The 26615-nt window shown below is 45.1% G+C and carries 23 protein-coding genes; 2 read left to right on the top strand and 21 right to left on the bottom strand.

Features of this window, described 5'->3' with window-relative positions; genetic code table 11:
- From AAHF22_RS16950 to AAHF22_RS16890, 13 genes are all read right to left on the bottom strand, one after another.
- A partial coding sequence (locus tag AAHF22_RS16950; protein ID WP_347326204.1) for a DUF5704 domain-containing protein occupies positions 1–1997 on the bottom strand: 1997 nt, incomplete at its 3' end.
- Between the two features lie 454 nt (positions 1998–2451).
- A complete protein-coding gene (locus AAHF22_RS16945; RefSeq protein WP_347326203.1) occupies positions 2452–3414 on the bottom strand; it encodes a copper amine oxidase N-terminal domain-containing protein in 963 nt (320 codons plus the stop codon).
- A gap of 127 nt (positions 3415–3541) precedes the next feature.
- Complete coding sequence (locus tag AAHF22_RS16940) at positions 3542–4525, bottom strand: hypothetical protein (RefSeq protein ID WP_347326202.1); 984 nt, start codon at positions 4523–4525, stop codon at positions 3542–3544.
- On the bottom strand, positions 4512–5057 hold the full coding sequence (locus tag AAHF22_RS16935; protein WP_347326201.1) for a hypothetical protein: 546 nt from the start codon (positions 5055–5057) through the stop codon (positions 4512–4514). The genes AAHF22_RS16940 and AAHF22_RS16935 overlap by 14 nt, the downstream gene beginning before the upstream one ends.
- 14 nt (positions 5058–5071) lie before the next feature.
- Positions 5072–5464, bottom strand: coding sequence for a hypothetical protein (locus AAHF22_RS16930; protein ID WP_347326200.1), 393 nt, complete (start codon positions 5462–5464; stop codon positions 5072–5074).
- A 379-nt stretch (positions 5465–5843) separates the two neighbouring features.
- Complete coding sequence (locus AAHF22_RS16925; RefSeq protein ID WP_347326199.1) at positions 5844–6326, bottom strand: ABC transporter permease; 483 nt, start codon at positions 6324–6326, stop codon at positions 5844–5846.
- Between the two features lie 78 nt (positions 6327–6404).
- On the bottom strand, positions 6405–8492 hold the full coding sequence (locus tag AAHF22_RS16920; RefSeq protein WP_347326198.1) for a hypothetical protein: 2088 nt from the start codon (positions 8490–8492) through the stop codon (positions 6405–6407).
- A complete protein-coding gene (locus AAHF22_RS16915) occupies positions 8479–10392 on the bottom strand; it encodes an ATPase, T2SS/T4P/T4SS family (RefSeq protein WP_347326197.1) in 1914 nt (637 codons plus the stop codon). Before AAHF22_RS16915 ends, AAHF22_RS16920 begins: the two co-directional genes overlap by 14 nt.
- A 7-nt stretch (positions 10393–10399) precedes the next feature.
- On the bottom strand, positions 10400–11230 hold the full coding sequence (locus tag AAHF22_RS16910; RefSeq protein ID WP_347326196.1) for a CpaE/TadZ family protein: 831 nt from the start codon (positions 11228–11230) through the stop codon (positions 10400–10402).
- Positions 11218–11937 (bottom strand): hypothetical protein, encoded by a 720-nt coding sequence (locus tag AAHF22_RS16905; RefSeq protein WP_347326195.1) that lies wholly within the window; start codon positions 11935–11937, stop codon positions 11218–11220. Before AAHF22_RS16905 ends, AAHF22_RS16910 begins: the two co-directional genes overlap by 13 nt.
- A 170-nt stretch (positions 11938–12107) precedes the next feature.
- The gene (locus AAHF22_RS16900; protein WP_347326194.1) at positions 12108–13268 is read right to left on the bottom strand and encodes an SAF domain-containing protein; all 1161 of its coding nucleotides are present in this window, start codon (positions 13266–13268) and stop codon (positions 12108–12110) included.
- Between the two features lie 58 nt (positions 13269–13326).
- Positions 13327–13530: a helix-turn-helix transcriptional regulator gene (locus tag AAHF22_RS16895; RefSeq protein ID WP_347326214.1), complete on the bottom strand. Its 204-nt coding sequence runs from the start codon at positions 13528–13530 to the stop codon at positions 13327–13329.
- Between the two features lie 167 nt (positions 13531–13697).
- Positions 13698–14120: a MarR family winged helix-turn-helix transcriptional regulator gene (locus tag AAHF22_RS16890; RefSeq protein WP_347326193.1), complete on the bottom strand. Its 423-nt coding sequence runs from the start codon at positions 14118–14120 to the stop codon at positions 13698–13700.
- 256 nt (positions 14121–14376) lie between these two features.
- Here AAHF22_RS16890 and AAHF22_RS16885 point away from each other — a divergent pair, with 256 nt between their 5' ends.
- The gene (locus AAHF22_RS16885) at positions 14377–15879 is read left to right on the top strand and encodes an MFS transporter (protein WP_347326192.1); all 1503 of its coding nucleotides are present in this window, start codon (positions 14377–14379) and stop codon (positions 15877–15879) included.
- Positions 15880–16134: 255 nt separating this feature from the next.
- On the opposite strand, the gene AAHF22_RS16880 is transcribed toward AAHF22_RS16885, so the two are convergent.
- The 4 genes from AAHF22_RS16880 to AAHF22_RS16865 form a co-directional block, all read right to left on the bottom strand.
- Positions 16135–17058 carry a DUF4261 domain-containing protein gene (locus tag AAHF22_RS16880; protein WP_347326191.1) on the bottom strand — a complete coding sequence of 308 codons (924 nt, stop codon included), beginning with the start codon at positions 17056–17058 and terminating at the stop codon, positions 16135–16137.
- A gap of 297 nt (positions 17059–17355) precedes the next feature.
- Positions 17356–18315 carry a glycosyltransferase family 4 protein gene (locus AAHF22_RS16875; protein ID WP_347326190.1) on the bottom strand — a complete coding sequence of 320 codons (960 nt, stop codon included), beginning with the start codon at positions 18313–18315 and terminating at the stop codon, positions 17356–17358.
- A gap of 411 nt (positions 18316–18726) precedes the next feature.
- Positions 18727–18990 (bottom strand): NifU N-terminal domain-containing protein, encoded by a 264-nt coding sequence (locus AAHF22_RS16870; protein WP_347326189.1) that lies wholly within the window; start codon positions 18988–18990, stop codon positions 18727–18729.
- A 49-nt stretch (positions 18991–19039) separates the two neighbouring features.
- Positions 19040–19639 (bottom strand): HEAT repeat domain-containing protein, encoded by a 600-nt coding sequence (locus tag AAHF22_RS16865; RefSeq protein WP_347326188.1) that lies wholly within the window; start codon positions 19637–19639, stop codon positions 19040–19042.
- A gap of 292 nt (positions 19640–19931) precedes the next feature.
- On the opposite strand from AAHF22_RS16865, the gene AAHF22_RS16860 reads away from it, so the two are divergent.
- The gene (locus AAHF22_RS16860) at positions 19932–22259 is read left to right on the top strand and encodes a hypothetical protein (RefSeq protein WP_347326187.1); all 2328 of its coding nucleotides are present in this window, start codon (positions 19932–19934) and stop codon (positions 22257–22259) included.
- Between the two features lie 383 nt (positions 22260–22642).
- On the opposite strand, the gene AAHF22_RS16855 is transcribed toward AAHF22_RS16860, so the two are convergent.
- The 4 genes from AAHF22_RS16855 to AAHF22_RS16840 all read right to left on the bottom strand — a co-directional run bounded on the left by AAHF22_RS16855 (position 22643) and on the right by AAHF22_RS16840 (position 26615).
- Positions 22643–23266, bottom strand: coding sequence for a DUF6707 family protein (locus tag AAHF22_RS16855; protein ID WP_347326186.1), 624 nt, complete (start codon positions 23264–23266; stop codon positions 22643–22645).
- 322 nt (positions 23267–23588) lie between these two features.
- On the bottom strand, positions 23589–24425 hold the full coding sequence (locus tag AAHF22_RS16850) for a MurR/RpiR family transcriptional regulator (protein ID WP_347326185.1): 837 nt from the start codon (positions 24423–24425) through the stop codon (positions 23589–23591).
- Positions 24426–24630: 205 nt separating this feature from the next.
- Positions 24631–25410 (bottom strand): PHP-associated domain-containing protein, encoded by a 780-nt coding sequence (locus AAHF22_RS16845; protein ID WP_347326184.1) that lies wholly within the window; start codon positions 25408–25410, stop codon positions 24631–24633.
- Positions 25407–26615: an ABC transporter ATP-binding protein gene (locus tag AAHF22_RS16840; RefSeq protein WP_347326183.1), complete on the bottom strand. Its 1209-nt coding sequence runs from the start codon at positions 26613–26615 to the stop codon at positions 25407–25409. Before AAHF22_RS16840 ends, AAHF22_RS16845 begins: the two co-directional genes overlap by 4 nt.

Below are 26615 nucleotides of genomic sequence, written 5' to 3'. Positions count from 1 at the left end.
TGCCGGAATACCGTTTCCCACGCAAAATCGGCGATATCGGTCACATGGAAATCGTATAATCGCCCGATCACCTCCACATCGACTGTATCTTTGGCTACATGGTGGCTGAGGTTGGTATTCGCATCCTGCTGGGCGGTAAAGCGAGCCGGTGCATTCTCAGCGACCGTGCGAAAAGCGATCGTATAGTGTCCTTCATCGACCCAGACGGGAAGCTGAAACACGGTATCCAGTTGCTGTACCGGAATATCAATCCACGTTTGTTTCGGGTAAAAGGTACTTCGGTCTTCGCTGTACACGTCAAAGGGGAACCAGACCTGTTTAACTTGAATATACTTCGCATAATCTCGCTTGCCATAACCCGGATAGTCACCACTGTCCAGATGTTGTCCGGTCGTAGGGATGCGCACGATGAAAGGACGATTCAGAATCAGTGCCATCCGATCGGTGCTCGGAACGGTTTTCTGGTTGTGGGCTTGGTCGTCGGATACAGATGCGTAGTCGACGACAGGTGTATGTACGGTGACGTTGTTGATATTCGTGATTGGATAGTTCTGATCTCCTTCTCCATTCACATCGCCTTCCACCATCGTATAAAAAATGACGCCGCTTGATGCAGTATTGGCTTTGTTCACGAGTCGTTTGCTAATGAGCTGCGAACCTTTGTAAAGAATTTGTTCGCCTCCATCTTTGTAGGAACGGATCTTTGTAGGTGCTGGAATTGCCTTGGGTGCTGGCGTAGTCGCTTGGTTCCAGTCGCCGTTCATGACTTCAGTGTCTTGGTTTTTATAGCTAAACTGAATCGCATCATTACGAACTTGAGGCGCATCTGTTTTTGCCTCGGCCCTACGTTTGAGCTTACTACGATCATTCGGTACAGAGGGGCGACCGTTTCTTCCTCCATCGATTGTACCCGGATTATAGCTAACATCGCCTGTCTTTGCTGGGCGAACATGATCCTTCGTTTCCGTACTGGCTTCCGTAGTTAAAACAGGTGGGGTGTAATTGGCTACTTGCCAGGTGACCGCGCCACCTGGCAAAGCATAGTTATGTAGCTTCGCAGAATCAATGCCCAGCACTTGCAGTTGATTGATCTGCCAGTACGAATAATCGCGGGTAAAGTCAAATGTATACGTTTTAGACTCGCTCGCGGTTTTCGTCTTCCACTGGTCTTTACTATTTTTCTCTTTCCACTTCAAACTGTATCTCACTTTAACTTCACAGTCGTACTTGATCTTACCCTGCATTTCACTGAATTTGTACTGGAATAAGTAGTCATAGCCCCACGCATTGGCGTATAGATTCTCACTCGTAGGAATGCCTTTGGTTGCATCAAAATGACGTCCATTGGCGCGGTCATCACCTAAAATATGACCAGTAGCCTCTGGATTCATTAGTCCTTTGGTTACTTCCTGTGATGGAGTTGGCGGTAGAATCGTATATTCACAAGCTCCCATTCCATCCGAGGGCAAGTCTGGATCATCGCAGTTCTCATTCTCTGCATTCGTTTGGCCGGACTGACACGGTTGTCCAACTTCGTAATATTGATAGATGCGATACTGTTCAAAATCACCTTTGTAGGGGTCTAGTTTCGGTGGATCACCTTTAGTAACCTCTTTCACTTTAGAAGGATCGCTTCCATCCGTAGTTTTCTTGTAGCCAGCATAGGTATAGCCTTCATGTGTTGGTGGCTCAAACGTATACGGTTTGCCTGGCTTCATTTCTTCGATGCGGGGTGGGAAGATGTCATTCAGTGACTTGCCATCGACGGTTTTGTAGTAGACGCTGAGGTCAGCGGCTAGCTCAATTTTAAATAGAACGGCAGCATAGATTCGATGACCTTCTACACCTTTATTACAGCGATCTTTACAAAGAAATGTGATATCTTGTTCTGTTCCAGATTTAGTATCTAGACCAATTTCTAACTCTACAGGTACTGTAGCTGTATCTGTGCCGATACCAGATATAGCAGGTTTGATTTTCAGAGCATCGCTTTGCATGGTACTACTGATAAATTCCGAATAATCATACCAATTATCAGTGCGTGATTCAGTGAAATATTCCAGCAATTTTTCTTTTTCAGCTTTTTTAGCTGGCTCTTCGGGAGGATCAAATACAACGGCCTTAACGCTTTTTACAGTACGATTCGGAAACTGAAACGCATATTTTTGTTCAGCTATTCCATAATCTCCTCTTTGGGGAGCCTTATTATTATCCCATGTAGATCCTTTCCACATATCGAAGTACATCATACCTACAAAATATCTGTAGTTAGCCTCTGTAGTGTTTGCATCTTTATCTTTGTAATACTTTAATGGAGTAATTGATTGTGTTTCTTCTGCTGCATATGATGCAGGTGTTGAAGGAATAAGAAGATTACATAAAATACAAACAACTATAGCGACAGAAACATAGCTCTGATAACGCCGTATCCAGCGTGTAATATGAGTCATTTTAATTTTTCCAAGGACTCTCAAGAAGAATCATAGAATCCATATTGGAATATTTAATTAGAATAAAGTTAAAGTCCTTAGGAGAGAGGGGCGTTGCATCTACAATTCCTAGACGATCTGAATCGTACCAAGAATCAATTTTAAAATAGTTAAATCGTGTACCATCTGCATTCTTAGTCTGCAATTGACTAATTGCAGAACGATTACGGTAATCTTCTTTTTTCGTTAAATACCCAATATGAAAGTTTCGAAGATCACTTCGGTTACGAATAGCAGAAATTCCATCTACCTTTACTTGTTGTACATCAAACAAAGTTCCGTCATCAAACTTAATAGGCAAATCTGATTGTTTTAAGATAATCACATTTTTATACGGCTCTTCATATAAATTGTTCAAGTAATAAGAGTCTTTACGTTGATCGAAGTATTTAGTTATAGTTGATACTGGTTGTTTCTTCAAATTCAATTCTTCAAGCTTAGGCACATCCTTACTTCCAATCCACACCCACTTACCCACCTGATCCCAATCAACTGACTGTCCCAGACCTTCACTCACCAACCGTAAAGGCACATATGTCCGCTGTTGCTTCACAATGATCTTACTGTCATACGTCTTACTCTCTCCATCTACCACAGCAGTTGAAGAACCTACAGTCAGTGTCACGCTATGCTTATCCGTCTTCAGCGTAACCGTCTGCTTCCCTTTACTCTGTTGATAACCGACCTTCGCCCCCAGCTTTTCCGAAATAAAGCGAATCGGTACCATCACAGCGCTATTCTCATCCTGAAAAGGTTTCGCATCCGGGAAAGCCATTTTACGAGCATTTAGCAATACTTCCACTTGTTGTGTTGGCACCGTAATGTTATAGGCAGCTCGGGCTTCTTGATAGCTAGGCAAAACTCCCAGGATAACCGAACTTGCCACTACAGACAGCATTGTTTTTTTGAGTACATTAAATTTCATCGTTAATCCCCCTAATGTAATTTTCATTCCGACTAGATACTGTTCTTATGTACTTACGTTAGAATAAGCAAATTGTAAATAACGAGCTGATTTCAAGCATCTCACTTTATATATCGGAAGAACCAAGTTAATTACCAATACCGCAACGAAGGGGCGTGTATCCATTTTTAGCGGCATCTTTCGCTGATGTAAACACTTCTTCAGGTGCATAACTAGATTGGCAAGATTTAGAAGGGTAATAATATTTATGTCCATTTGCGATAACACCGATAAACGTATCTTTTTTAATTATTCGTGCACCTCCTAGTGCGTAGTTATTATAAAATGATGTGCCCAGTGGAATCCCCTGTACAAATGCAAGCACGCCTGCATCATTGATCGTATTGTTCCAATCTGTTTCGGGTATAAGTGGTACGGTAAATGTGTAGGATACGCCCCAACGCTTAGCGTCCGTATTGTAGCGATTGATCGTATCCTCCAGATCATTTTGTAATGCATTCACGATCGTAGCTCGTCTTACCGCATCAAAGGCAGCTCCATCCTTTAGAAAATTTAATTCTGCCTCATCTTGTACTTCACTACGAAAGCCACGAAGCCACCTGCCGTCCGAATTGCGATAAACTGTTACATAGTCGTCTAACGTAAAAGAATACGTATTGTCTTGGTCGTCTTTATACGCATAAGGCTTTTTCGGACTCCATACATGACGAAACTCATTTTCGCCAGCTGCATTTTTATATTGTTCAAACTGGTATACAAAGTACCCATCATATCCAACTACAATTAACGCAGGAATGTAACTGTTCAATACCTGCTGTCCGACTGGATCATGAGCAACATTGAAATTCATATACATTGTATGAAAAAACGTGTCTGCTGCGGCTTCTTTATTTAGCCTCACCTGTTTGGCCGATTGGTAATTACTTTCTAACGGCTGGGTCGCATTTGTGATCAGAGAGCTGGCTGCATCCTGTGTTGCGGTATCAATCGCTTTGTTATATCGAACTTGCAGCTGTAAATTTGTACGATTCCCTTCCTGCTCCAAATTATTTTTCACAAATACAAATAACAGAATTAGCACGAAGATCACGGCCAAATTAGTAATCTTCATTTAATATCATGCCTCCGTATGGAATAACGATCTTCTCATTAGGTGCACCACCTCCGCCAAACAACATATCGCCCATTAACGTTGCCATCGTGCGATTCGTATTTTTCACCGTCACGCTAAAAAAGTCTCCCTGACTTAGCCTGTACACACGAGCAGGATCATCCAGATTATCGTTGCCTGCTGGAAATAGCTTTGCTTCAATCTGACTATTATAGTAGCCCTCATCGTGCACCTGATAGGTATGTTGAAAATTAGCGTTATCGTCATATACCGGATCGTAGCGCTTATGCTGGTGCTCCATCCCGATATCGTACGTATTGCCCGTCAAAAACAGTTGATCTTTAAACTGCTGCATCATCGTCGGTGTAATATATCCTTTATCCCGTACACTGTCGACGAAGCGAGTAACAGCATTCAGTACTACAATTTGCGAGCTATTATCCTGAGAACTATAAGCGGTGTAAATAGGCCATATGCCCATCAGTAACAATGCCAGTAAAGCAGCAAACATCTTCATGATCGCATTGCTCATATTCAGTTCCTCCCTTAGCTTGCGTCATATGTAATTAGCGTTAAATGCCCCTGTGTATCCCGTTTATAAGTCGGGTGATACGTAAGGTTTACATCTATATTGGATACATCCATTTCATCCGGGTCCATACTGCTGTCGAATCGTTGTCCGTTCACTTCAACAGCCGCATCTAGCCCTTTCATTCCATAAAGAGTCTGAATCACCTCGGCTCCGCTACAGGTGTAGTCAGTTTCGATTTTGAGTGTCGCTTGCTGATTATGGTCCGCCTTGTTGACCAACACGTATACTTTGGCATTTATATCGGTTGTAGTCTGAAATAGGCTTGAACCTGCCGATAGACAGATGATAAATAATAACATTCCTGCTCCAAGCCATAATGCAGTTTTGGCATGTTCTCCGATTCCCATAGCGCCATCATTTCCTTTAACTAGATTATGCGGGCAGTAGCGTTTGCTGCTACCCGCATCCTATACATTTAAAGTTTATTTACTGGTTTGCTGGTTTATTAGTTTGCTTGCTCAGTGCTTATTACTTATTACTTATTACTTATTACTTATTTTTTTATGCTCTAATGCTTCTGTTTTTTTGTATGGCTGACTACTAGTTAACATTTTACGTTTCAGTGTTTCCAAACCTTTGTTACATGTTATTAAAATAAAAATGAATTCCTTACACTTCACTCTTATGAACACTATTTCCGACTTGGCTGCTGCAAGCGACCTGGCTTGTCCAGCTTAACTTCATCATTAACCATAATATCCGTGTATATTCAATCGCATGCTCCTATCAGTTTTGACTAAATATTAGCGCACGAACAACATTGCTACGGTCGCGAACGATTTCGCTTTTGAATGTTCCCGTCGGATTAATATAGTTGCCAGACGCTTGATCCATCGCGTCTGCCAGACTACCGGATGGCTTGGTCGTATTCACAGAACCATAATCTACACTATCCACAGACGACGTCGTATTCACTTCATTAAAATACCAGTTACCCGTTGGATTTTTACCTGTTTTCACTTTAATGCCGAATCCGTTTTGATCTTTAAACTTACGTAGCGACGATACGACCTGACTTCCTGAAATATTCGTATTGTCATAAACAGCATATTGTGTTTGATCAAGCTCTTTCTGAATGCCGGAGAAATTATTTTGTGCGGTCTTGGTTGCTTCCTGTGCGCTAATAAACAGTACGACAACGATTGTAATCAAAGCGATTGTTAGAAACAGTCCTGCTGCTACTTTTAAAGCTGCTGATGCGTTATTCATAGTTTGGCTCCTTTAAAATAATGATTGGGTTTACTGGACAACTGTTTACGCTCGTTGCCCGATACGTTTTGCTACAATTTACAACTGATTTAGCTGCTCATAATAAGCACCCATTTGCTCAAAGCTCATATAGATGAAAGGTAAAACGAGATAAATAAACGTTAGTGCCGCCATCGGGGCGAAACCGATCATCCGTCCCCATTCTGACTTGGTTTCGATCATCCGTTCATAATCCTGCTTGCGCTTCTCAAAATTGTAATTACGCTCATGCTCCAGATCATCAAATGCATCTCGAATCGGAATGCGCTCTACCGATAAAATCAACTTATCAATCGTGCGTGCAAGCGGTATAAATGGCGCATTTTGCTTTAGCATGTCTAGTGCTTGCTCTGCCCCACTTTCAAAATCAAGCACAGCCCGATGCAGCGGCTCTCTAAAAATCGTCGAAAATCGCTCCATCCACTCCAGTATGATATCGACCGACATCCGATCAATCTGGCACAACATCGCGATCATCGTGTGAAACTGCTCCACCTCATTTTGCATATCGATATAACGAATCTTTTTTTGAAAGAGCAATATCCAGTACGGAATAAAATAGCCGATCCCCCCGATCGCCAGTGCAATGACCAGCTCATACCATTTAAAATATTCTGATTGCAGCACACGCATTTTATGTTCGATACGATCTACCGTCGTTAAAAATGATGGACTATTACTAGCCTGTGGATTGTCGGTGTATACCTCTTGCATCATGCGATCCGATAATTGCTGCGGATCGATTCCATTCAGACGGTTAATGATCCGAGTATCCAGGGCAGTAAGCTCCTGCGCCTTCGCTAACTCCTCCGGAGAAAGCTGACCGAACATCGTTTCATTTTGCGTCGGTGCGGTCAAAATATTGCGAATCGTAATCGAATGCATCGTATGAAATGAAGATAGCATGATCGCAAAGAGACTCCCTGCCAGCACAATTCGGTGCAAATAATGCCATTCCAGCGGCGTACCTGCATTGGCATCTTTAAGTAAAGTATGGATGCGAAAATGAGCGGTCGTGCGCTTGGCTGGCATGCAGCGTATCACCAGCCACTCCAGCGGACGAAACTGTAGCAGCTTTTGCTCCCACAATAGTTTGCGTACTTTCGCCTGATATATACCTTCCTGCTGATCCTGTAGCTTTTTCAACAAAATATACGACAATAAAATGACCGCAAAAATAATGATTTTGAAAAAGAAACCGAATTTGCTGTCGTAAAATTGCTCCATAATCGGAAAGTTATTTTTCGCCCATAACTCGATCGGCTTGGTGAACAAAATCGGCGCAATGGCAATCGCGATTAATCCTTTAAGCAAATAACTTAGCTTTGTACGCTTGAGCAGTTCCAGGTTAATCTCACCAGTTAGCTTGCTCATATTGCTTAAATAGAGTGAGCCATCCGCTACCGTCTTATCTCCAAACTCCTTCACCAGATACGAGATACCCGCAAATGCTTTTAAAAACCGATTAGGCGCGGCCTGATAATAGCTTTGCAGCTGCTTTTCCGGCTCTGCTGCAACCAGAATCTCGTATACCTTTTTCGCATGTAGAGAAGCTTCATGTGTAGACGATTCTGCCGCATCGTGTAGCGCTTCCTCGATCATGCCATGCTGCTGATAACTGTGACGCACATCGTCCATTACAGACTTGAGCTGGACAAGCAACCGATTCTCTACGCGATTTACAAACGCATCGATCAGCATCCCATTCATAACGAGCGCAGTCAGCGCAATCATAAACATAAAGGTCAGATCCTTGTTCATAAACAACAGCGTTAGCATAAACAATGACACCATCGCCAGGGTGACAAACACAATCTTCATCGTCTCGCGACGCATTGAAAATTCGTCATACGAGTGAATCGATTGCAGCCGCTTACGTACACGAATGATATAAGCTCGTAGAAAAGGAACTTGTATATAAGCCTGATACGACTGCTGTAGAAAATGATTATACTGGCGAATACGTTTGGAACGTCCGGAGCCGATATAGTCGAGATACGTTTTGTACATTTCCGCATTACCATTTTGCCGATTGTTACGCTGTACATAGTGGAAAGCAGCCAGCAGCACAACAAAGCCGAATGCTGAACCGATCAACACGTACGTTAATACATTAAGAAGCGTCAACGGTTACCACACCCCAATTCGCAGCGATAAATTGCTTAAATCGAAGCTGATCAGCAGGCTCCATCATGTCCAGCATTTGCTGGCGGTTTAGCTCCGAAATGGGATGTACAGCAACATACTGACCGTCGCGATATTCAATAATATTGCATCCCTCGCCTACTTTACGCCCGGTCGAGCGCTGGAAATACGCTGTCATACTTTCCATCATCGCCGTAAAGCGTTCATCCGATCGCCTTGCATCGCGGAAGCTGGTCGGATACTCCTCTTCATCCAGCACGATACATTCGGTAATACGCTCAATATAACGTGTGCCGTCCGGGTCTCTGCGTAAATGCACATCGAAATTCAATACGCGCACAACCTGCTCCTCTGCCGTTTTCTCATTGCTAAAAATCCCCTGCTTGAGCAATGAATTTCGCAGCGAATACACCAGATCTTTAAACGTCTTCGCATGATGCGTGAAAATTGTAAACAAGCTGGCAACCTGTGCCATCTGGATCATCCAGGCCGCTACCTCGTCAGTTGCAACCTCGCCCAGAATATTAACGGTTCCGTCCGTTTTCTTTTGCACATCCAGTCCCGATTGTCCGGTAACCGTCTCGGTCTCGCGAAATGTCAGAATATTGCGCCTGTTATAAATTTTGCGCAGATGAAGCTCAAATGACATCTCCTGAATACGCAGCGTGAACGTTTCGTTAATGTAAGCGACAAGTGCCATGAGTAGCGTCGTTTTACCTGAACCCTGTGCGCCGGTAACCGCTACAATCCGTCCACCTTTCATCAAATAAATCAGCAGCGATTTGACTAGATCATGATTCGGAATTTGATCGGTAATCAACTGATCTAACGTCGCCGCAGCCGGATCGAATTTACGTACGAAAAATGCCCATGATTCCGCAAAGCTTGGACGCACAACAACGACCCGGCTGCCATCTTTCATCTCATTCACTTTAAAACCATTCGCTTCGGATAGCTGACCTGGATGGTTATACCGATAAATGTTCTGACACACCCGCTTCAATTCCGCTTCGGTACCAAAAGATAGAAACGCCAGATGCACCGATTTACCACGATAAAAAATCCACACACTATCATGGCTAAACGGAATCTCATGCTCATTAATTGCTGTTGTAAAATCGTAAAAGTCGTCGTCATATTCCACCTGACTGATCGGGACACCGGATACACCACCGCTCACTCCATCGATCTTCATATCGCGGATTTCATCAATGACACTAAACCCTTTGAATGTCTGATACACGCGCTGTACGATCATATGTAGCTTATCCTCAAAATGCAGTACACTGCGGAACTGGTCATATGCTTCATCTATCTCTTCCGCTGTAATCACATACGAACCTGATCCACTGCCATCCGGTCGATGCTTTAACTCAGCTAATCGATGTTCCTCCAGCAAACGCGATAACCCTTGCAGTCCATACATCGCCCTATACTGATACAGCATAATGTCGAACTTCTCCTGACTGCTAAGCGCGAGCGGATGGTGAAAAGGAATGACTCCATTCATATTGTCTTCGGTAAAATCATACGTTTTGAGCAGCAGATCAAAGATCGTGCTTTTCACAAATGTTTTGGCATTGGAATCACCATGTGTACAGTCTTTGAGTGACTTGATTAACGTCGCTCGCTGATTCAGTCTGCGATTATACTCTTCCTCTGATAAACCGAGATCATCCAGCGATGCAGAAGTCATCTCATGTAATGCCAATTTGACGTAAGCGATAATTTCGGGCAGTGTATACTTGTTGTTTGGCTTGTCTTTTCGCTCGCGCTCGTCTCCTTTATAACTCAGCTTGAAATAAACGAGTACAAATAGAATTAGTACGATAAGACCGATGCAGACACGATTGATGAACAAACTCAGATCGATACTATTCATCTGTCAATCAAGCCTCCTTCGCATACATATTCGAATCGACCTCAAGCGCCTCGAACAAGCCTTTATTCAGTTTGCGAATATACTGTATAAAATGGTAATCTGGCTGATCCAGCTGAACATGCTTGCGTTTCAGGAAAAACTCAACTACCTTTTGCTCATTGCACGCATCCATATAGGTTGTGCAATGAGGCAAAGCAAACAATGGCATTTTGGGCTTGAACAGTCGGCGAATATTATTAAGCGTCAACTGTGAAGCCGGATCATATTGGCCGATGACTAACACATATGGCTTGGCTGTCAGATGTTCCGGCATCCGTTCGAAAAATTCACGCAGCAGACTTCGATTTTGACTGAGCGATACGACGACAAGATCAGCGTTAGCGATCACTGCATCATTCAGTGCATGTCCGTTGCCACTGCCTGCATCCAGCAGTGTCAGATCGTAAGCGTTGCGAGCTGCCTGACAGATGGGAACAGCCACTTCGTGCATACGTACAAACAAATCCGAATGGGGTTTGTTTGTGCCTGGCAGCAAATCAAGTGAGCCGCTAAATACAGGCAACGTGTAATCTTTCATCGTACTAGCGGTCAATTGGCCGGAGCGAGCCAATCTTTCCAGCGAATCGATGCCACTGGCAGAGTAGGCGATCGACATCGCATCCAGTGCACGCTGCTGTTTGCGCAAAGCATCTTCCACAAGTGAGCCACCATACTGCGTATGTCCTGCCAGCACCCTACTCACGTAATCAAGCGCCATCATCGCTGCGGATGCGACCAGATTGGAAGAATTACCTGTCTGCCCCGGACGTACACCCCAGAACGCAATTACATTCCCCATACTGGTTGACTCCTCCGTGATAATTTTTTCGTATAGCTTTTTAACTCCTGATTGTCCAGCTCGCTCACATTGCCTGCCATTTGTTGAATCGCCGTTCGTAGTGGTCGCGAAATCCGTTTAATGCTGACTGTACTACTATTTTGATTCATGATCTTTTGCATATAATCCGCTTCATCAAATGGAATGGTAAACGAACTTTCTTCAAATACAATCGGCAAGTATCCGAGTAATTGCTCCGTATAATCCTCTGCCAATCCGCTATCTACCTGCTGGACAAACAATTGGCAAAATGGAATCCGCGGCTGAGTAACATCCCGTTTCTCCAGCATAACTCCCATCAGTTCCATCACTTTCTCCAATGAACGGCGTTCTGGCGATATGACGACAAACCGTTGTTTAAAGCTTTCCAGATCATTCATACGAATAAAATCAGGCTGTGAACATAACACCAACACATGATCATATTGCTGCTCTTCGTCAAATTGCTGCTTCATCTCGGCAAAGTCAGTGAACGCATAGCCGATATCAAATTCATCGTATTCTGACACCCCTTCTTCATTGGCGATAATCGGTGTATTGTAACGAATAAAGCCTTCTGTGCTAGCATCAACGAGCAGTACGCGGCGACCTGCCATTTGCAAAAATTTACTCAAATAAATAAGCAAATCACTAATATCTGCGGCGCCAAGAAATAATGAGTATTTCATATTCATCCTCCTTCAAAATGAGCTGCGATCCATGTAAAGAATGGTGATTGCATATTCGTATGCCTATATCGTGGCATGTACTGTGTAACATCTATACATCTATACAGCGATACCGAACTGAACTGAACTGAACTGAACTGAACTGAACTGAACTGAACTGAATTGCACGATTATTTAATTAATGGCTGTTCAAACACATCCTGTGCCTTCTGCTCCGTCTGACTGCTACTAGAATGAGTAGTTGAACTTGATGAAGATGACGTTGCTTTATTCTCAATCGGAGCAACAATGCCTGCTGGTCGCTTTGACTCGTCGTCCCTTGCTGCCTCAGGGTCGGTATCCGGGCTTGTTGTAGACGTAGCTGGCGACGATGATTGCAGGGAAGACGTTTCTGAAACGATCATATCCTGCGCATAAGAACTACCGGTCGAATCGGTTGTACTGCTTGTATGATCTGCCGCCGAGGATTCGCTAGCTTGCTGCGATACCGCTGCTCCACTCACTTTTGCCTTGTCTGCTTCGCTCATACGACTCAAATTCATATCCAGTGTAGCGCGTGCTTCCTTACTAAGCTGTAAAGTCGCTTTTTCAAGCACATTCGGATCAGACTGGCTCAGGTTAATCACATCGGTATTAGCTGGATAGTTGGCAATCGCCTTTGCTTGCATGTACGGATCAGCATAGGAGATGGCGTACATACGCGCACCTTGCAAATACGCATCTACGATCGCACTACTCATCGCCAGCAGCTCGGCTTCGTTCATGTTGTACCAGACCGTGGTGCCCGACAGATCCTCGACCTTCTTTTTGGATAACACGATATAGTCGCTACCGTTCGGAAAGCCGATCCGCACATCCACAAAGTCACCCTTTTTCAACTTACCCGGCAGCTCCATCACGCTGTATTCACGGCTACGCAAATCATTTGGCGTCGCTCCTTCTGCATATACCATAGCCGGTGTGAGTGCTGTCCCTTTGCCTGCATCGATTTTAATCACTTTACCGATTAGCTGTTTCGGATCAGCAATCGCATTCGTTGGTGCGCCTTGCCGCGATACAAATGCGGTCGTTAATTGCTTACTGCCAATCGTATCGCCTGCCTTTAGATCGCCGATTGTGACTACAATTTTGCTGGAAATGGCTTGTTGCTCCTGTAATGCTTGTTGCGCGGTCGTTAGCTCAACTTCATATTGTGCTTTGATCATTTTGAGTTGCTTGGACTGGTAATGGATTAAAAATATGTATCCGAGTGACGATAAAATCGCGACGATCAAGCCGCCGATTACAGCAGCGTACATTTTATTTTTCATCCGAAAACGAATACTGGACACGTTGTTAACACTCCTTAACTAAGGCTCAATTCATTATCGATTGTTGCTAAATATTATATTATTCGCCAGCCGCTATCGCCCAGATCGATGTATCAAGCGCCTGCTGAATGAGTAACTTTTCCTTTTCCGTTGGCTTACTTTGTGCATTCTCCAATCGGCTAATCCGTGTCTGATACGAACCAATCTGCCTGGCAAGCTCGCCCTGTGACAGCTTTTTGCGCTTGCGAGCAAAGATTAATCGTTCGGCTTCATTTAGCATCATCTCCACCCTTTTGGCTCCTTTCTATAAACATGAACGACAAAAAAGCACGCAAAATGCCCTGAGGACATTAAGCGTGCTTCGCTTGTTATTCGCCGTTGTTTATTTATACAGCCATCTTATATGATGCCTCTGCGCGATGTCAATCGCTTTTTGTACCGACGATGTTATTACTCATTGTTGCTATGATACATTTTGTTGAGCAAGTGCCATAATTGCTCCTTTTCCTCAGCGCTCAAGCTGCTCGTTAAGCGTTCATTCGCCTCCTGTAACGTCTGATACAAAATCGGCTCGAACGCTTTCGCTCGCTCAGTCGGATAAAGCAAATACGCACGTCGATCATTCGGGTCTACTCGCCGCTCGATATAGCCTTCCTGCTCCAGCTGACGTACCGAGCGTGCAGTCGTCGCTTTATCGAATTTGAGATCATTCGTTAGCTGATCCTGATTCACACCCGGACGCTGTAAAATCGCTTTCAAGTAGCTATGATGTCCACCACTGCCGATGCCATGCGGCTTAAAACTACGTGCTAGTTGCTTCTGATTCAGTCGATTAATATAGGAGATCAGCTTGCCGATCGAGTCTTTTTTCATGTCTGTACACCTTCTCTGCCGGATCATGTTACCGGTATAATATGCCACTATCGTTCAGAGTCACTTCACATGTATCCACGATCAGACAAGTGGAATGATTGATCGCGGCAACTCTGGATATATGAAACATAAGCTTAAATCATATTGTATCAAAAAATATACATGTTATTAGTTGCAGACGCAACCATTTCGTTTTATACTCAATTTAATTCATATGGTTGCGCACGCAACTATTTACAAAAGAGGTGGTTTACCAATGGCAGAAGCGACAAAACAACGTACGTATCAGGATGATCCCGACATTCAGCGTAGACGCTGGATTATTCTGATCGTGATGAATTTGTTTACGTTTATGTCTACACTGGACGGCAGTATTGTAAATATCGCATTGCCTACGATTTCCGAGTCGTTAAAGCTACCTGTGGCGCAAACCGAATGGGTAACGACAAGCTATCTGATGGCGATTTGTGCAGCGATTTTGTTTTTTGGCAAGCTTGGGGATAGTATCGGTAAAATTCGGATTTTCAAGCTAGGCATGATGATCTTTTTACTCGGTTCACTATTATGTGGTTTTAGCACCAGCCTTACTTTTTTGCTCGTATCGCGTGTCATTCAAGCGATTGGTGCTTCAATGACGATGGCTAACAGTCAGGGAATCGTAACCGATATTTTTCCGCCAACCGAGCGCGGCAAGGCGCTTGGATTGGTAGGTACATTTGTATCGCTAGGTAGTATTGCCGGACCCAGTCTAGGTGGTGTAATTTTATCCACGCTTGGCTGGCAGGCTATTTTCTGGGTCAATGTTCCGATTGGTTTAATTGCAATCGCATTTGGCTGGAAGCTGCTGCCGGCAGATATGGTGAAAACCGGCGCACGAATGGATAAGGCAGGCACAGGGCTGTTTACAGGCTTTATTTTATTTTTATTTGCAGGCTTGCTTCTGGGGCAACAGCTTGGTTATGGCGATACACGCATTGTCGGTTCGCTTGTCATTGCAGCGGTGCTGCTTGGTGTATTTTTATGGGTAGAAGCGCGTAAACGGGAGCCGCTGTTACAGCTGAGTTTGTTTCGTAATCCGCTGTTTTCGCTCGGGATTTTGTGCGGATTTCTCGTCTTTGTATCGAATTTTTGCTTTAATATTATTGCGCCATTTTATACGCAAAGTATTTTGCAATTGTCGCCGTTTCAGGCTGGATTTTTACTGATGCTGTTTCCGATTATGATGGTCATTATCGCGCCATTAAGCGGTGCACTGTCTGACCGGATCGGCTCAGAAATTTTGACATTTGCCGGGTTGATCGTTATGGTTATCGCTCAGTTTGGACTAGCACGTCTACATCAAGGCAGTCCGATTCCGATCGTTGGCACCTGGGTCGCGATGCTTGGGATCGGTACAGGCATGTTTCAATCGCCAAACAATTCATTGATCATGTCTCGCATTGCCAAAACACAGCTTGGCATTGCAGGCAGTGTGAACTCGCTTATTCGTAATGTCGGCATGGTGGTAGGGATTACAGTGGCAACCAGTACACTATTCGGTGTAATGAGTAAGGAGGCCGGTCAGCGTGTTACTGGATTGATCCCAGATCGTCCAGAACTTTTCCTATCCGGTATGCATGTTGTGTTTGTTGTTTCGGCAAGTATCTGCCTTGTTGCGGCTCTCCTGACCGGCTGGCGGATGTTGCGGTCGCGTCATGTTGAGGATGGCGAGAATAAAGCTAAAGGGCGAATGGCGGAAAGCCAAGCTACGGTGAAATAAGCGGTTTAGTTTTGTAAAACTGATTCGTTTGTATAAAGCTTACGGTCATGTATATGCCATATGTGAATGTTAATTGATGTTAACGCTATATCCTAAAGAGCCGTGTTGATCCACAATAGGATCGCACGGCTCTTGATGTATTATCATTAGTGTATTAGATTAGTTACCGATGCGATGATATGCTCTACCTTACCTATGTCGATCGCATCCATGCTTCTACTTCTAATACATCGATCTCATCACGACCAATTTCCATCAATACCCGATCTTGATACTATCCCCTTCAACCGCTACACCTTTGGAACGCACAAGCGGCAGCTTATGCTCTGCCGAATAGCCCAGTGTCTCACCATCACTCAATACGACATTACTGCCTACCACATACGTTGTAATATTGAGCATCAATTCAAACACATCGCCCAGGTCTTGTTTGGAATCGATAATCTCCATTTCGTCCTTGCCGAAGTTTTTCAAACCGACGGTGTAGGAGCAATTGCCCGTTCTGTCTTCGTTTGTGTACATACCGAGGAATACCCATAACTGCACGGGAAGCTCCTGCTCCTTGAGCATCTGTGCGCCTTCCACATAATTTTGTGCCGACACCACCATCGGTGGTGCATAATAGGCAATCGCATGCTCCAGCTGTAATACGCTGGCAGCAAGCTGTGTGAACAGAGCATGCCCAAGTAGCGGATCGGTAACTCCCATCACTGTCACAATGACATGTGCCTGATGGGTAGATACGACCTGCTCGCCTTCAGGCCAGAGTATATTATATTTGCACGTCTCTTCTACTTCACGATCTGGGATCGGTCCTGGCATATAAGCCAAAGCCACCTGCATATCAGCCAACTGGAACACCATATTGTCATCCGGCTCCAGACCTTCAATCTGAATGCCCCATTCTTCTCTCATATTTGCGATAATCTGCTCCGCCGGGAATTCTGCACGATCCAGCAAAACAAAGCCAAGCAGCAAGCTAGCTGGCTCCGGTAAATTCGGTTGCTGTACAGCTACCGGCGGTTCAGGTGCGTTGGCAGCAGCATAGCCGTAGGCAGTTGGATTACTATTCACTTTCGCTGAATCAGCCGACTTCTGTCCGCTCTCCTGCTCTGTACGCTGTGGTGGTGTTGGTTCGGTAGACTGCTTTTTACGACGGAATTTATCAAAAAAACCCATAATCTACAGCTCCTTTTAGTATGTAGTAGTCAACTCTTTCCTTCTACAAAACGTCCAGCAGATGCCTATTCCCCTGCTTGATACGACAGATCAGACATCATGTTCGCTCTATTTTAGTGTAACAGGTATTCCATCAATTTCCTATCCCTGGCGATGTCATCTAAAAAGCCTGCCTGCCCCTATGCTATATACAACATAGGAACAGACAGGCTTTATCATACTCCATGTTAACAATGCCCTGGGCAAGCTTAGCATGGATTAAGTTTGACTACACTGCTTTCGAATCGATGGCTGCACCTAAACAGGCAGCAACATCAGGATAATCGAAGACAGACTCAGACATAGACTAATCAAACACAATACGAGCAACACCTGCTGCTGACTCAGACCGCTCGATAACAGACGATAATGGATCTGTGTCGCATCCGCTTCATAGATCGGCTGACCCCGCAACATCCGGCGAATCACAACAAAAATATTATCAAAAATCGGTACACCCAATGCCAGAATCGGCACGAACAATGATAGCAATGTCGCCTGCTTAAACGCACCATCCAGCGCTATGATCGCTAAAATAAAGCCGAGGAAGGTCGCACCTGAATCGCCCATATATACCCGTGCAGGCGGCTTGTTGTAGCGCAAATAGCCAATCCCCACACCGACCAGACTGATCGCCATAATCGCAGAATCCGATTGTCCCTGTGCCATTGCGACGATAAACAGCGTTACCGCCGAGATCGTTGCCAAACTTCCTGCCAGGCCATCCATGCCATCTGTAAAATTAATGACCGTAGTCACTCCAAAAATCCATAGCAACGTCAACACCAGTTGCAGCCAATCTGGCAGCAAAATATACTGGTCGTTAAACGGATTGGAGAAGCCGGAAAAGCGAATTCCTGCCATATACACAATAAGTGCAGCCGCAAGCTGTACGAGCATTTTCGGAAGTGCCGGAAACTCACGGCGACTCACTTTATACCAATCATCCAGCAGTCCGATACCAAGCACAAGCAGTGCCCCGATCAATACCGCTGCCATCTTCCACCCGCCTGTATTCATAAACGATATGTAAGAGATCGCAAAGCCTCCAAACAAGGCAATGCCTGCCATTAGCGGTACAGGTTCTTTGTGCAGTTTACGTTCATTATCTGGACGCGGTTTATCTACAAAATCAATACGAATTGCCCATTTGCGTACCATTGGAATAGCGATGAGCACAAACACAAACGACAGGATAAATGCAGCTACATATTGCATAGTTCCTCCTTATAGTTTGAACGACATTGGTATTGAATTCCTGCGCTCGACCCACTCCATCGATCTCTACTTTAGAAGTGATAAACAATCTTTATGCGTTGTATTCTCGTAGTCGTTCGCTTCACTACACATCTAACTTAGATATACAGCGAAATGCTACGACAAGCAATATGCGAAAACTGATATTTTTGTCATTATTGGCCGTAGCGTTTTATCAGATTGTTGATGAACAGGAGCTTGTAGAAGCACGAACATGCCTATGCAGTATTCATAATAGCTAAGACTAAGAGCATTCTGATTGATAACGTAATATTTAGATATACCTAATCCATGTTGCGACTATGCCTGAACGCAAAATAGCAGCCTGATCGCGTATACGACCAGACTGCTATTTTGTACTACACCAAACGATTAGGCTTCTTCAAAAATACGCTCAACATGTGGCATAATATCGTCCCAGCTTGCATCCGGCAACTTGCTTACGGTTACGAAATCGCGCATACCGAAAATATTATCGACACCATCGATTTGTACAAGCGCTTGAGCGATAGCATGCTCTGTCGTCTCGCCTGCTTTAACCGATGTGCTACCTGTACCTTCAAAAATCGTACGATCTGCATTGACTTTGACTGCGTTAGGATTGGGAGTAGGTTGCACTTGAATGTGAATAGCCATAATAGTCTCCTTTTCACTTGGAATATAGTTAGTAGTAAGGATGTTACGATTATTTACGTTGCTGACGCTTCGATGCAGTGTCTTTGCCACCTGTGCGTGGATTTGATTTTGGTCGATCACGCTTCGGATTAACGGTCAGGTCGAGCGCTTCCCAGCGACCGCGCAACCAGTTATCAAACTCGTCACCTTTTACGCCCTCATACGTATCATAGATGTCTTCACGCATACGGTTGAGTTTACCTTTGAAATCTTCATACGTATGATCCGCAGGCAGGCTCTTTTTAATACGGATCAGCGTTTTAGTCATATGGTTGAACAGTTCACCACTTTGAGGTTCAGGGCGTTCGACTTCTACACCAAGCTCGCGCAGTTGTGTATATGCTTCCTCGCGTACAGCTGTAACGAGATCATGCTGAAGCAAATGCTGGAGCAGATCAATGACAGGTGGTTGCGAATATTGTCCCAATTCACGTGCCGCTTGCAGACGACGTTTCCAGTCTGCCTGGCGATGTGCATCCTTTTTCAACTGGCTGTAGTTTTCAGGCAATTCATAACCGTCTGTAACAGGTACAGCGACTTCATCTACGCTGTCATGCTCCTCGGAAGTGTGCAGCTCTTGTTCGTGCTTGTCTTGCATTTCGTTACTCAATGTGTTCAGTTCCTCTCTATCGCCCATCAGGGCTGGTGTGTTTCTGCCCTAATACTAACACAATCGATTGCGAACGCCTAATCTTTTGCATGATTTTAATATGCTAAAATGATGAAATAACCTCACCTGTTTAGTTGGCATGCCATACATCGATACAATGTTACAGCACACGTCTTCTAGCGATGGCTGGAGTCGCTCGTTTAAACTATGTTACGATAGACAGGTACGGCGTTTATGTAATAGATACATAAATATATTTTTCTGTGCTCAATTCAGTAGCAGGAGGTACGACGTGAAGAAATCGTTAGTCCTATTTACATTAATCTTTTTTATTCCCGCGATCATTCTTAGCTTTTCCGTCTGGTCCGACTTTAGCAAAATGTATGAACCGGATGCTGTAGGCAATGGCGTATCCGATGTCAAACAGGTGCTATATTCAGGAGACGGTACCCAGGTGCTCACTGTGATGGATGATTCCTCTGACGATGACATGCTTGTGAATATTTACAACGGAGAAGGTACAACGTATTATGGCATGGCCAGATTGGACTCCGATATGTTTCGTCAAACCGTAATCGCTTACCAGCAAGGAAACGCGATTATAGCAGTTAAAGATTTGCAGGATAATATTCTTGCTTATCAGTTCAACCGGGATTCTACATACTCTAACATTGTAAACAAGCCTATAACAGAGAGCGGTTTTCTAAACAGCAGTACGATCAGTTGGCGCGGACAGATTCTTATCGCCGCTGCTGATGCATCGAATTCGGATGGTAGCAAGGCACCTGCAATAGCTATGATTCGTGGGGGCAAATATCATTACGCTTCACTTGATCGACTTGCCAGCCTGCAACAAAAACGAGTAACCCGTCTGGATACCGTTTCAGGTACATTCGATACGGCTGGTGCGATGGTACCGATGTATGAAGCAACGCTCGCGGATAGTACGACTGCTTATATTAGCGGTGTGTTGACAGATAAGGATACACCACTCGTCTATTACAAGCCGAACAGTGACAAAGCTAGCTTTGACTTAAAGGATGAGGCACAACAATATTTTCAAAAGCAACTGGGACGTAGCGGACGCTCGGTCGTTGTGATCAATAGCGACTATCCCAAGCAACCTTATCTCCAATCAGCAGATGGTCAGTCACGCAAATTATTAAAACTGCCTAAACCGTTATATCAAGCGAACGGATTTTTATTGAATGAAGACGAGGTGCTGATCACAGGCTCCACTGCTAAAAATCCGGATGAAGGACGCATCGGTGCTTATGTGTACAATGAGGTCACTGGCAAGACTGCGGATGTATCCGCTCTTGTACGTAATTTGAGCCTTAACGATATCACCAGTGGGCAAATGCAATTTTATAAAGAAGCTGATAGTCCTGCTGTCTATTATTCCTATACCGGCAAGTCTGGCGGATGGATGAATATTCAGACCGGGCAATCCAAGCAGCTCAGCAATGTAGACGCCAAAGCGTGGCAGCTTAACGGTCATAGTGGAGCTACAGACAGCCATACGCCAACATTACGCGGCTTCTGGGATTACGTTCGTCAGGGCGGTCCACTGGTAATTAACTGGATTATCTGGCTGTTTGTCCCGTTTCTGACGCTCGCTCTGCCGTTTGTTATTATCAAAATTGCTGCCGGTTCGCATCAACGCAAATTAAAACGCGGTATCGTCTACGATGCGACCATTCTGCGCATGAAGGAAACAGGTACGCGCATCAATGAACAGCCGCTTGTGCGCTTCACGATCGAGTTCCAACATGAAGGGCAACTGCGTACGATCGATGTGACAAAGGTCATCTCGTATCTGAATGCACCATCGGTTGGTGATCGTGTCATGATCAGTTACGATCCCAAACGCGATAAAGCGATTTTTATTACCGAAAATGATACGGTGCCTGGTACAAATACCGGCAATCGCGAAGCAGAACCCGAAATGATTCGACAGGCTACATTGCAGCGAATCGAACGTCAGGGTAGGGTACGCGGGGCAGATGTGGTCGTTTTGCATGTAGACGCCGCAGGACAAACGCATCGTATTCCAGTTGTACAGGCGCCCGGCTTCACGTATGAGCCATATACGCCAGTAATGCTAGTTCGCATCGGTGATGTAGTACGTTTATATCGGTACGGCAGCAGCGTGAACAATAACGATGAACAGGATCAAATTACGCTGGATGCCAGTCTGGTGAATTATGAGCGTATGAATGTACGTGCAGACCATCGCGAGCTTGTGCTGATGAATGTATCGATCCATGCAGGTGATCGCAATGTGACGCGCATAAATAGCTTGTTCGTACCGGAACAGACGCTACAGATTATGCGCAATGGTATGCGGATACCAGTTAGTGTGAATCGGCATGAATTTGCACGCGAATTGCGTCTATTAAAAGGCAAGCAAGGCAGTATGACGGTACAGCGCGTCATCTATAACGGGACAACGGGTGAACGTCCACTTGCCAGCATTATCGCTGAACGCGATGGACAGCAGTACCGGATTGAACAATCGATCGAGCCATTGTACGGGGTGCAACCAGGCGATGAGCTATGGGTATCTTATGATGAGCATACACGCGAAGCGGTCATTATGCAGTATGCTTCGAATTAATCGTCATATCGCACTTGAGTTAAAGGTATGTTCCATACTATAAAATAAATAAAACCTACGCCTGATGCATGAATTATGCGCATCGGGCGTAGGTTTTTTCATCTGTATCGTCAGCTTTTTGCCGTTATAATGAACGGATAGACGTTCCCTATCTACTTAACCAGAGTAAGCATAAACTAACTGAAGTGTAATTTGGTGTAGTTTACAGAAGCTTATTTGGTTTAGTTTACGTAATCTTATAAAATATGGGATTTTAAATGTATAGATTTAGGAGTGAAAACATCGTTGTATCGTACATGTATAGCACGAATCTAGCATGAATCATGATGGCGAATCGTGTAGGTTGTTCACATTCAGATCGTACTACTACCCGCAATGATGATTCAAGCAAATGGAGATAGCTTAAACCGTCCGACTTCAGCCGCAATTTGACGCACCGCTTCGATCTGCTCTTCCGCCTCCTGTGCTGCTCGTTCTGCTGGATAGGCTTTCGATCCGCCTAACAGCTCGATTTTGCGCAAACTTTTCAATAAAATCAATCGCCGTGCCGCTTCATCTGTACGATTCCCCTCATCGACGTTACGCTGGATCGCATCGGTATCCAATGTTTCGCCGTTGAGAAAACGTTTATGCACCTGCTTTTTCACCTGCACGATATCTTTCTTGCCTGTGCGTACAGCTTCTTCAATGGCAGTGATCGCGTGTTGCCTCGCTTCTTCCGCCTGCTCCGCCGGTGCTACGAGAGCCAATAGCACATTCGCGTGTTCCAGCCATGTCCAGCGATTATAATTTCCATCAAATGGAACCTGAGATAGCGGCTTGGCAATCTCATATGCCGCCGTATTTTCTCCCTGTGCGTATAATAACCAGCCCAGCTCGCTTAACGTTTGAAGCTTGTCCCGGTCGTTCCGCATATCACGTGCAGGCAAGCGCTCGATATAATCGGCTGCGGTTGCCTGTTCCATCACTTGTGCAAGTGCCTGCTGCAAAGTTAGTGTTTCGTTCATGATGTCGTTTCCTTTCTAGTTCAGGTTATGTATTGCCAATGTACAGGGTGCGATAGCACTCCTACGAGTTTGCGTACCTAACAACATACAGGGTAACACTTTGCATAGGATGTATGCTAGTGCTACCCTGTATTAACCCTTTATAAAGTAAGTGATGATCCTGCATATGCTGACACTGGTAAGCGGTCTTACTTGCTCACAATATGGAAAGAAACATCGTAGAAAATAGAACAATGGGTCTGAGAAAACATTACCTTTACGTAGAAGACGATAGGGATGGTACAACTTACAACTTGAAACTGCTCTCTGCTCTCTGCTACATTTACAACCGCTTTGGCAGCCATTTGCTATATTGACGCCGTAAACGGTGTAGCTGTTCACTGTTGCGCAGTGCGCGTTGTTCCTGCGATTTGCCAATGGCGACGATTAGCGATTCCAGCAGTACCAGTGGTGCTGCCATGGAATGAAATTCCCATACTTCGCCGCGTGCGCTATATAGTGCAATATCTGCCTTTTGCCGCATATCGCTTACCGTTAGATCGGTAATGAGCAATGTGCGACAGCCGCATTCGGTAGCATAATCGAGTAGTGTCGCCAGTTCAGGTGATTCGGCAACAAAGCCGAATAGAACGACCGCATCGCCTTTGCGCATATGGATTAACGATTCCAGCAGCTCATGGCCGCCATGCTCAATCCTACGTACTCGATTGCCAAAACGGGTCAGTCGAAATTCCAGCAGTGTCGCGAGTGAATGTGCAGAGCCAGGTCCATACACATGGATCGTACCTGCCTCTACTAGCGTTTGTACGGCTTTATCGAATTCATGCTGATCCAGCCGTTCTGCTGTCTGTTGTACATAATGTAACGTGTCGAGCATTTGCGCAGCGGCACTTCCCTGCTCTTCCATCCGTTCGAAGGCGACCTGCAATTTAAGTGACGGTGAGACTAGACCTTCTTTTTTCACCCGATGCTTAAATTCCTTCAAATTACGACAGTCGATCTCTGCCCAGAAACGAGAGACAGTTGATACGCTCACTTCACATGCGGAAGCGATATCGTCCTCTACCATAAACGGAATGCCTTCGATATTTTTTAAAATATAATCTGCTACCCGCTGATGACTGCGAGATAGCTTCACATGATCAAATGTCATGCCCATAGGCTAGCCTCCCTGCTGCAACATGGCAAAGTGTCTGTATCAAAATCAAGTTCCTACGGTCTGTGATTGCCTTAGCTATTGTTATTGTTGCTGCTGTTGCTGTCCCTATTACTTTTATGATTGCTTTTACTCTTACTTCTGCTCACTATGCAGACTGAACATCACAGATCATAGATATACAATACGCGCTTCATACCTCGATAAGTTACACCTGCTCATGCAGTGACTCAACGACCTCGACTTTCTTTTTAAGCAACTTTTTCACAGCATTCGCGGCGCGCACCTGTAAATGAAGTGACGGTGCAATATGTCGTGTACATGCACCAGCATGAATCGCTTCACGAATTTCAGCAACCGTTTCATAGTTGCCTGGCAGCTCATTCCACACACAACCGACCTGAAACATCTGATGCGCATCACTGCCTGCCACAACGGGAACATCGTGCTGCTCACCCAGTGTCAGCACCTTCGCAATATTTTCCTGAATGCCAAGCTCGTGCAAATCCTTCCCGTTCAGATCCAATGCATCGAATCGACGCAGCAGCTCTGGTGTCACATGATACAGATGATTGGAAGCACGGAACGGATGACCGCCAATGACCATCAGCCCGGCAGGTTCGCACAGATCAAACAGCGTCTTTAACGCGATAAAACGATCTGGTGACGTATGCCCTTCCAGTGAGTGACGTACATTCAGCAGTTCATCTTTCGGGCCGCTAATCAGAATATGTCCACCCTCGGCCACATCCACTTCCATCCCGGTAAAAATGCGAAAACCGTTGCGCTCATAATAATGCCCATTGCACGGAAAATGGCGATCCAGCGTGCCATACACTTCATCAAAGCGATGGGTGTTAAAATGCTCAGTCAAAATAATCGCATCCAGACCGTGCGTTAATGCTTCATCCAGAATGGTGTTGAAATGCTCCATCGAAAAGTCGGTTTTTTTGGACAATTTGGCGTGAATATGAAAGTCGATTTTCATGGCGTAGATCCCTCCGCAAGTAAATGGTTTGGATGATTAGAATAGTGTATAGCATCGTTATTCGTTGATGATACCGAGCATGGACATAATCCATCCAGTAGCTCGCCGGTCTCCCCGTGATACAAATTCAGATGTTCTGGGCTTAATAAAATATAGGCGTTGTCCCCCATCTCATACTCCGCATCGCCCAGCATACGCACAGTAAGCAAACGTCCGCCAGCCCATACGGTTACGGTCGTTTCCGAGCCTGCTGGAAATACGGTATCGACCTGACAGGCAATCGCTCCAGGTACATAATGGCGCTGCAATCGTACATGCTCCGGCTTGATCGTTATCGTCACCGCTGTCTCCTTCGTAGTGACGTTATCGGTATTCATTTGTGCATCCAGTGCAAATGAGCATACAGGTGACGACAAATACAGACTGCCATCTCCAGTCAGCCCGATACGTCCTTCCACATGATTCATCTCCATCCCACCACTGCCAAAAAAGTCGGCAATGGTTAACGTAGCTGGACGACGATACAATGCCTGTGGACGATCTACCTGCACAATCTTCCCTTCAAAAAAGACCGCAATCCGCGATGATAATGTCAACGCCTCCTGCTGATCATGTGTAACATAAATAATCGTAGCACCCAGCTCACGATGCAGCCGCTTCAATTCCGCGCGCATTTCCACTCGCAAGCGAGCATCCAGATTGGATAGCGGCTCATCCAGCAGCAATAGCTCTGGCTCGGTCACAATCGCCCGTGCAATCGCCACCCGCTGCTGCTGACCGCCGGATAACTCACCAGGATAACGCTCTGCCAGTTCGCCGATGCGTACTTTATGAAGTGCAGCCATCACCTTCTGGCGAATCTCGCTTTTGCTATGGCGACGAATACGTAATCCAAAAGCAACATTATCGAATACCGTCATATGAGGCCATAGCGCATAGCTTTGAAACACAAGATTCAATCCGCGCTTGGCGGAATCCAGATGGTACGCCGTGTCACCATTAGCCACTTCCTTGCCACTCAGCACAATCGTACCCCCGTTTGCCTGCTGCAAACCGGCAATCGTGCGCAGCAGCGTTGTTTTCCCACAGCCGGAAGGACCGAGAAAGGTCATAAACTCGCCCTTGTCCACATTCAGATCGATACCGCGCAGCACTTGCTTGCTGCCAATGTTTACAGTAATATTGCGCAGTTCAATGGCACTCAT

The organism is Paenibacillus wenxiniae (assembly GCF_039822605.1).
Lineage (GTDB): Bacteria > Bacillota > Bacilli > Paenibacillales > Paenibacillaceae > Saccharibacillus > Saccharibacillus wenxiniae.
This window is presented reverse-complemented; position numbering and strand designations above follow the sequence as displayed.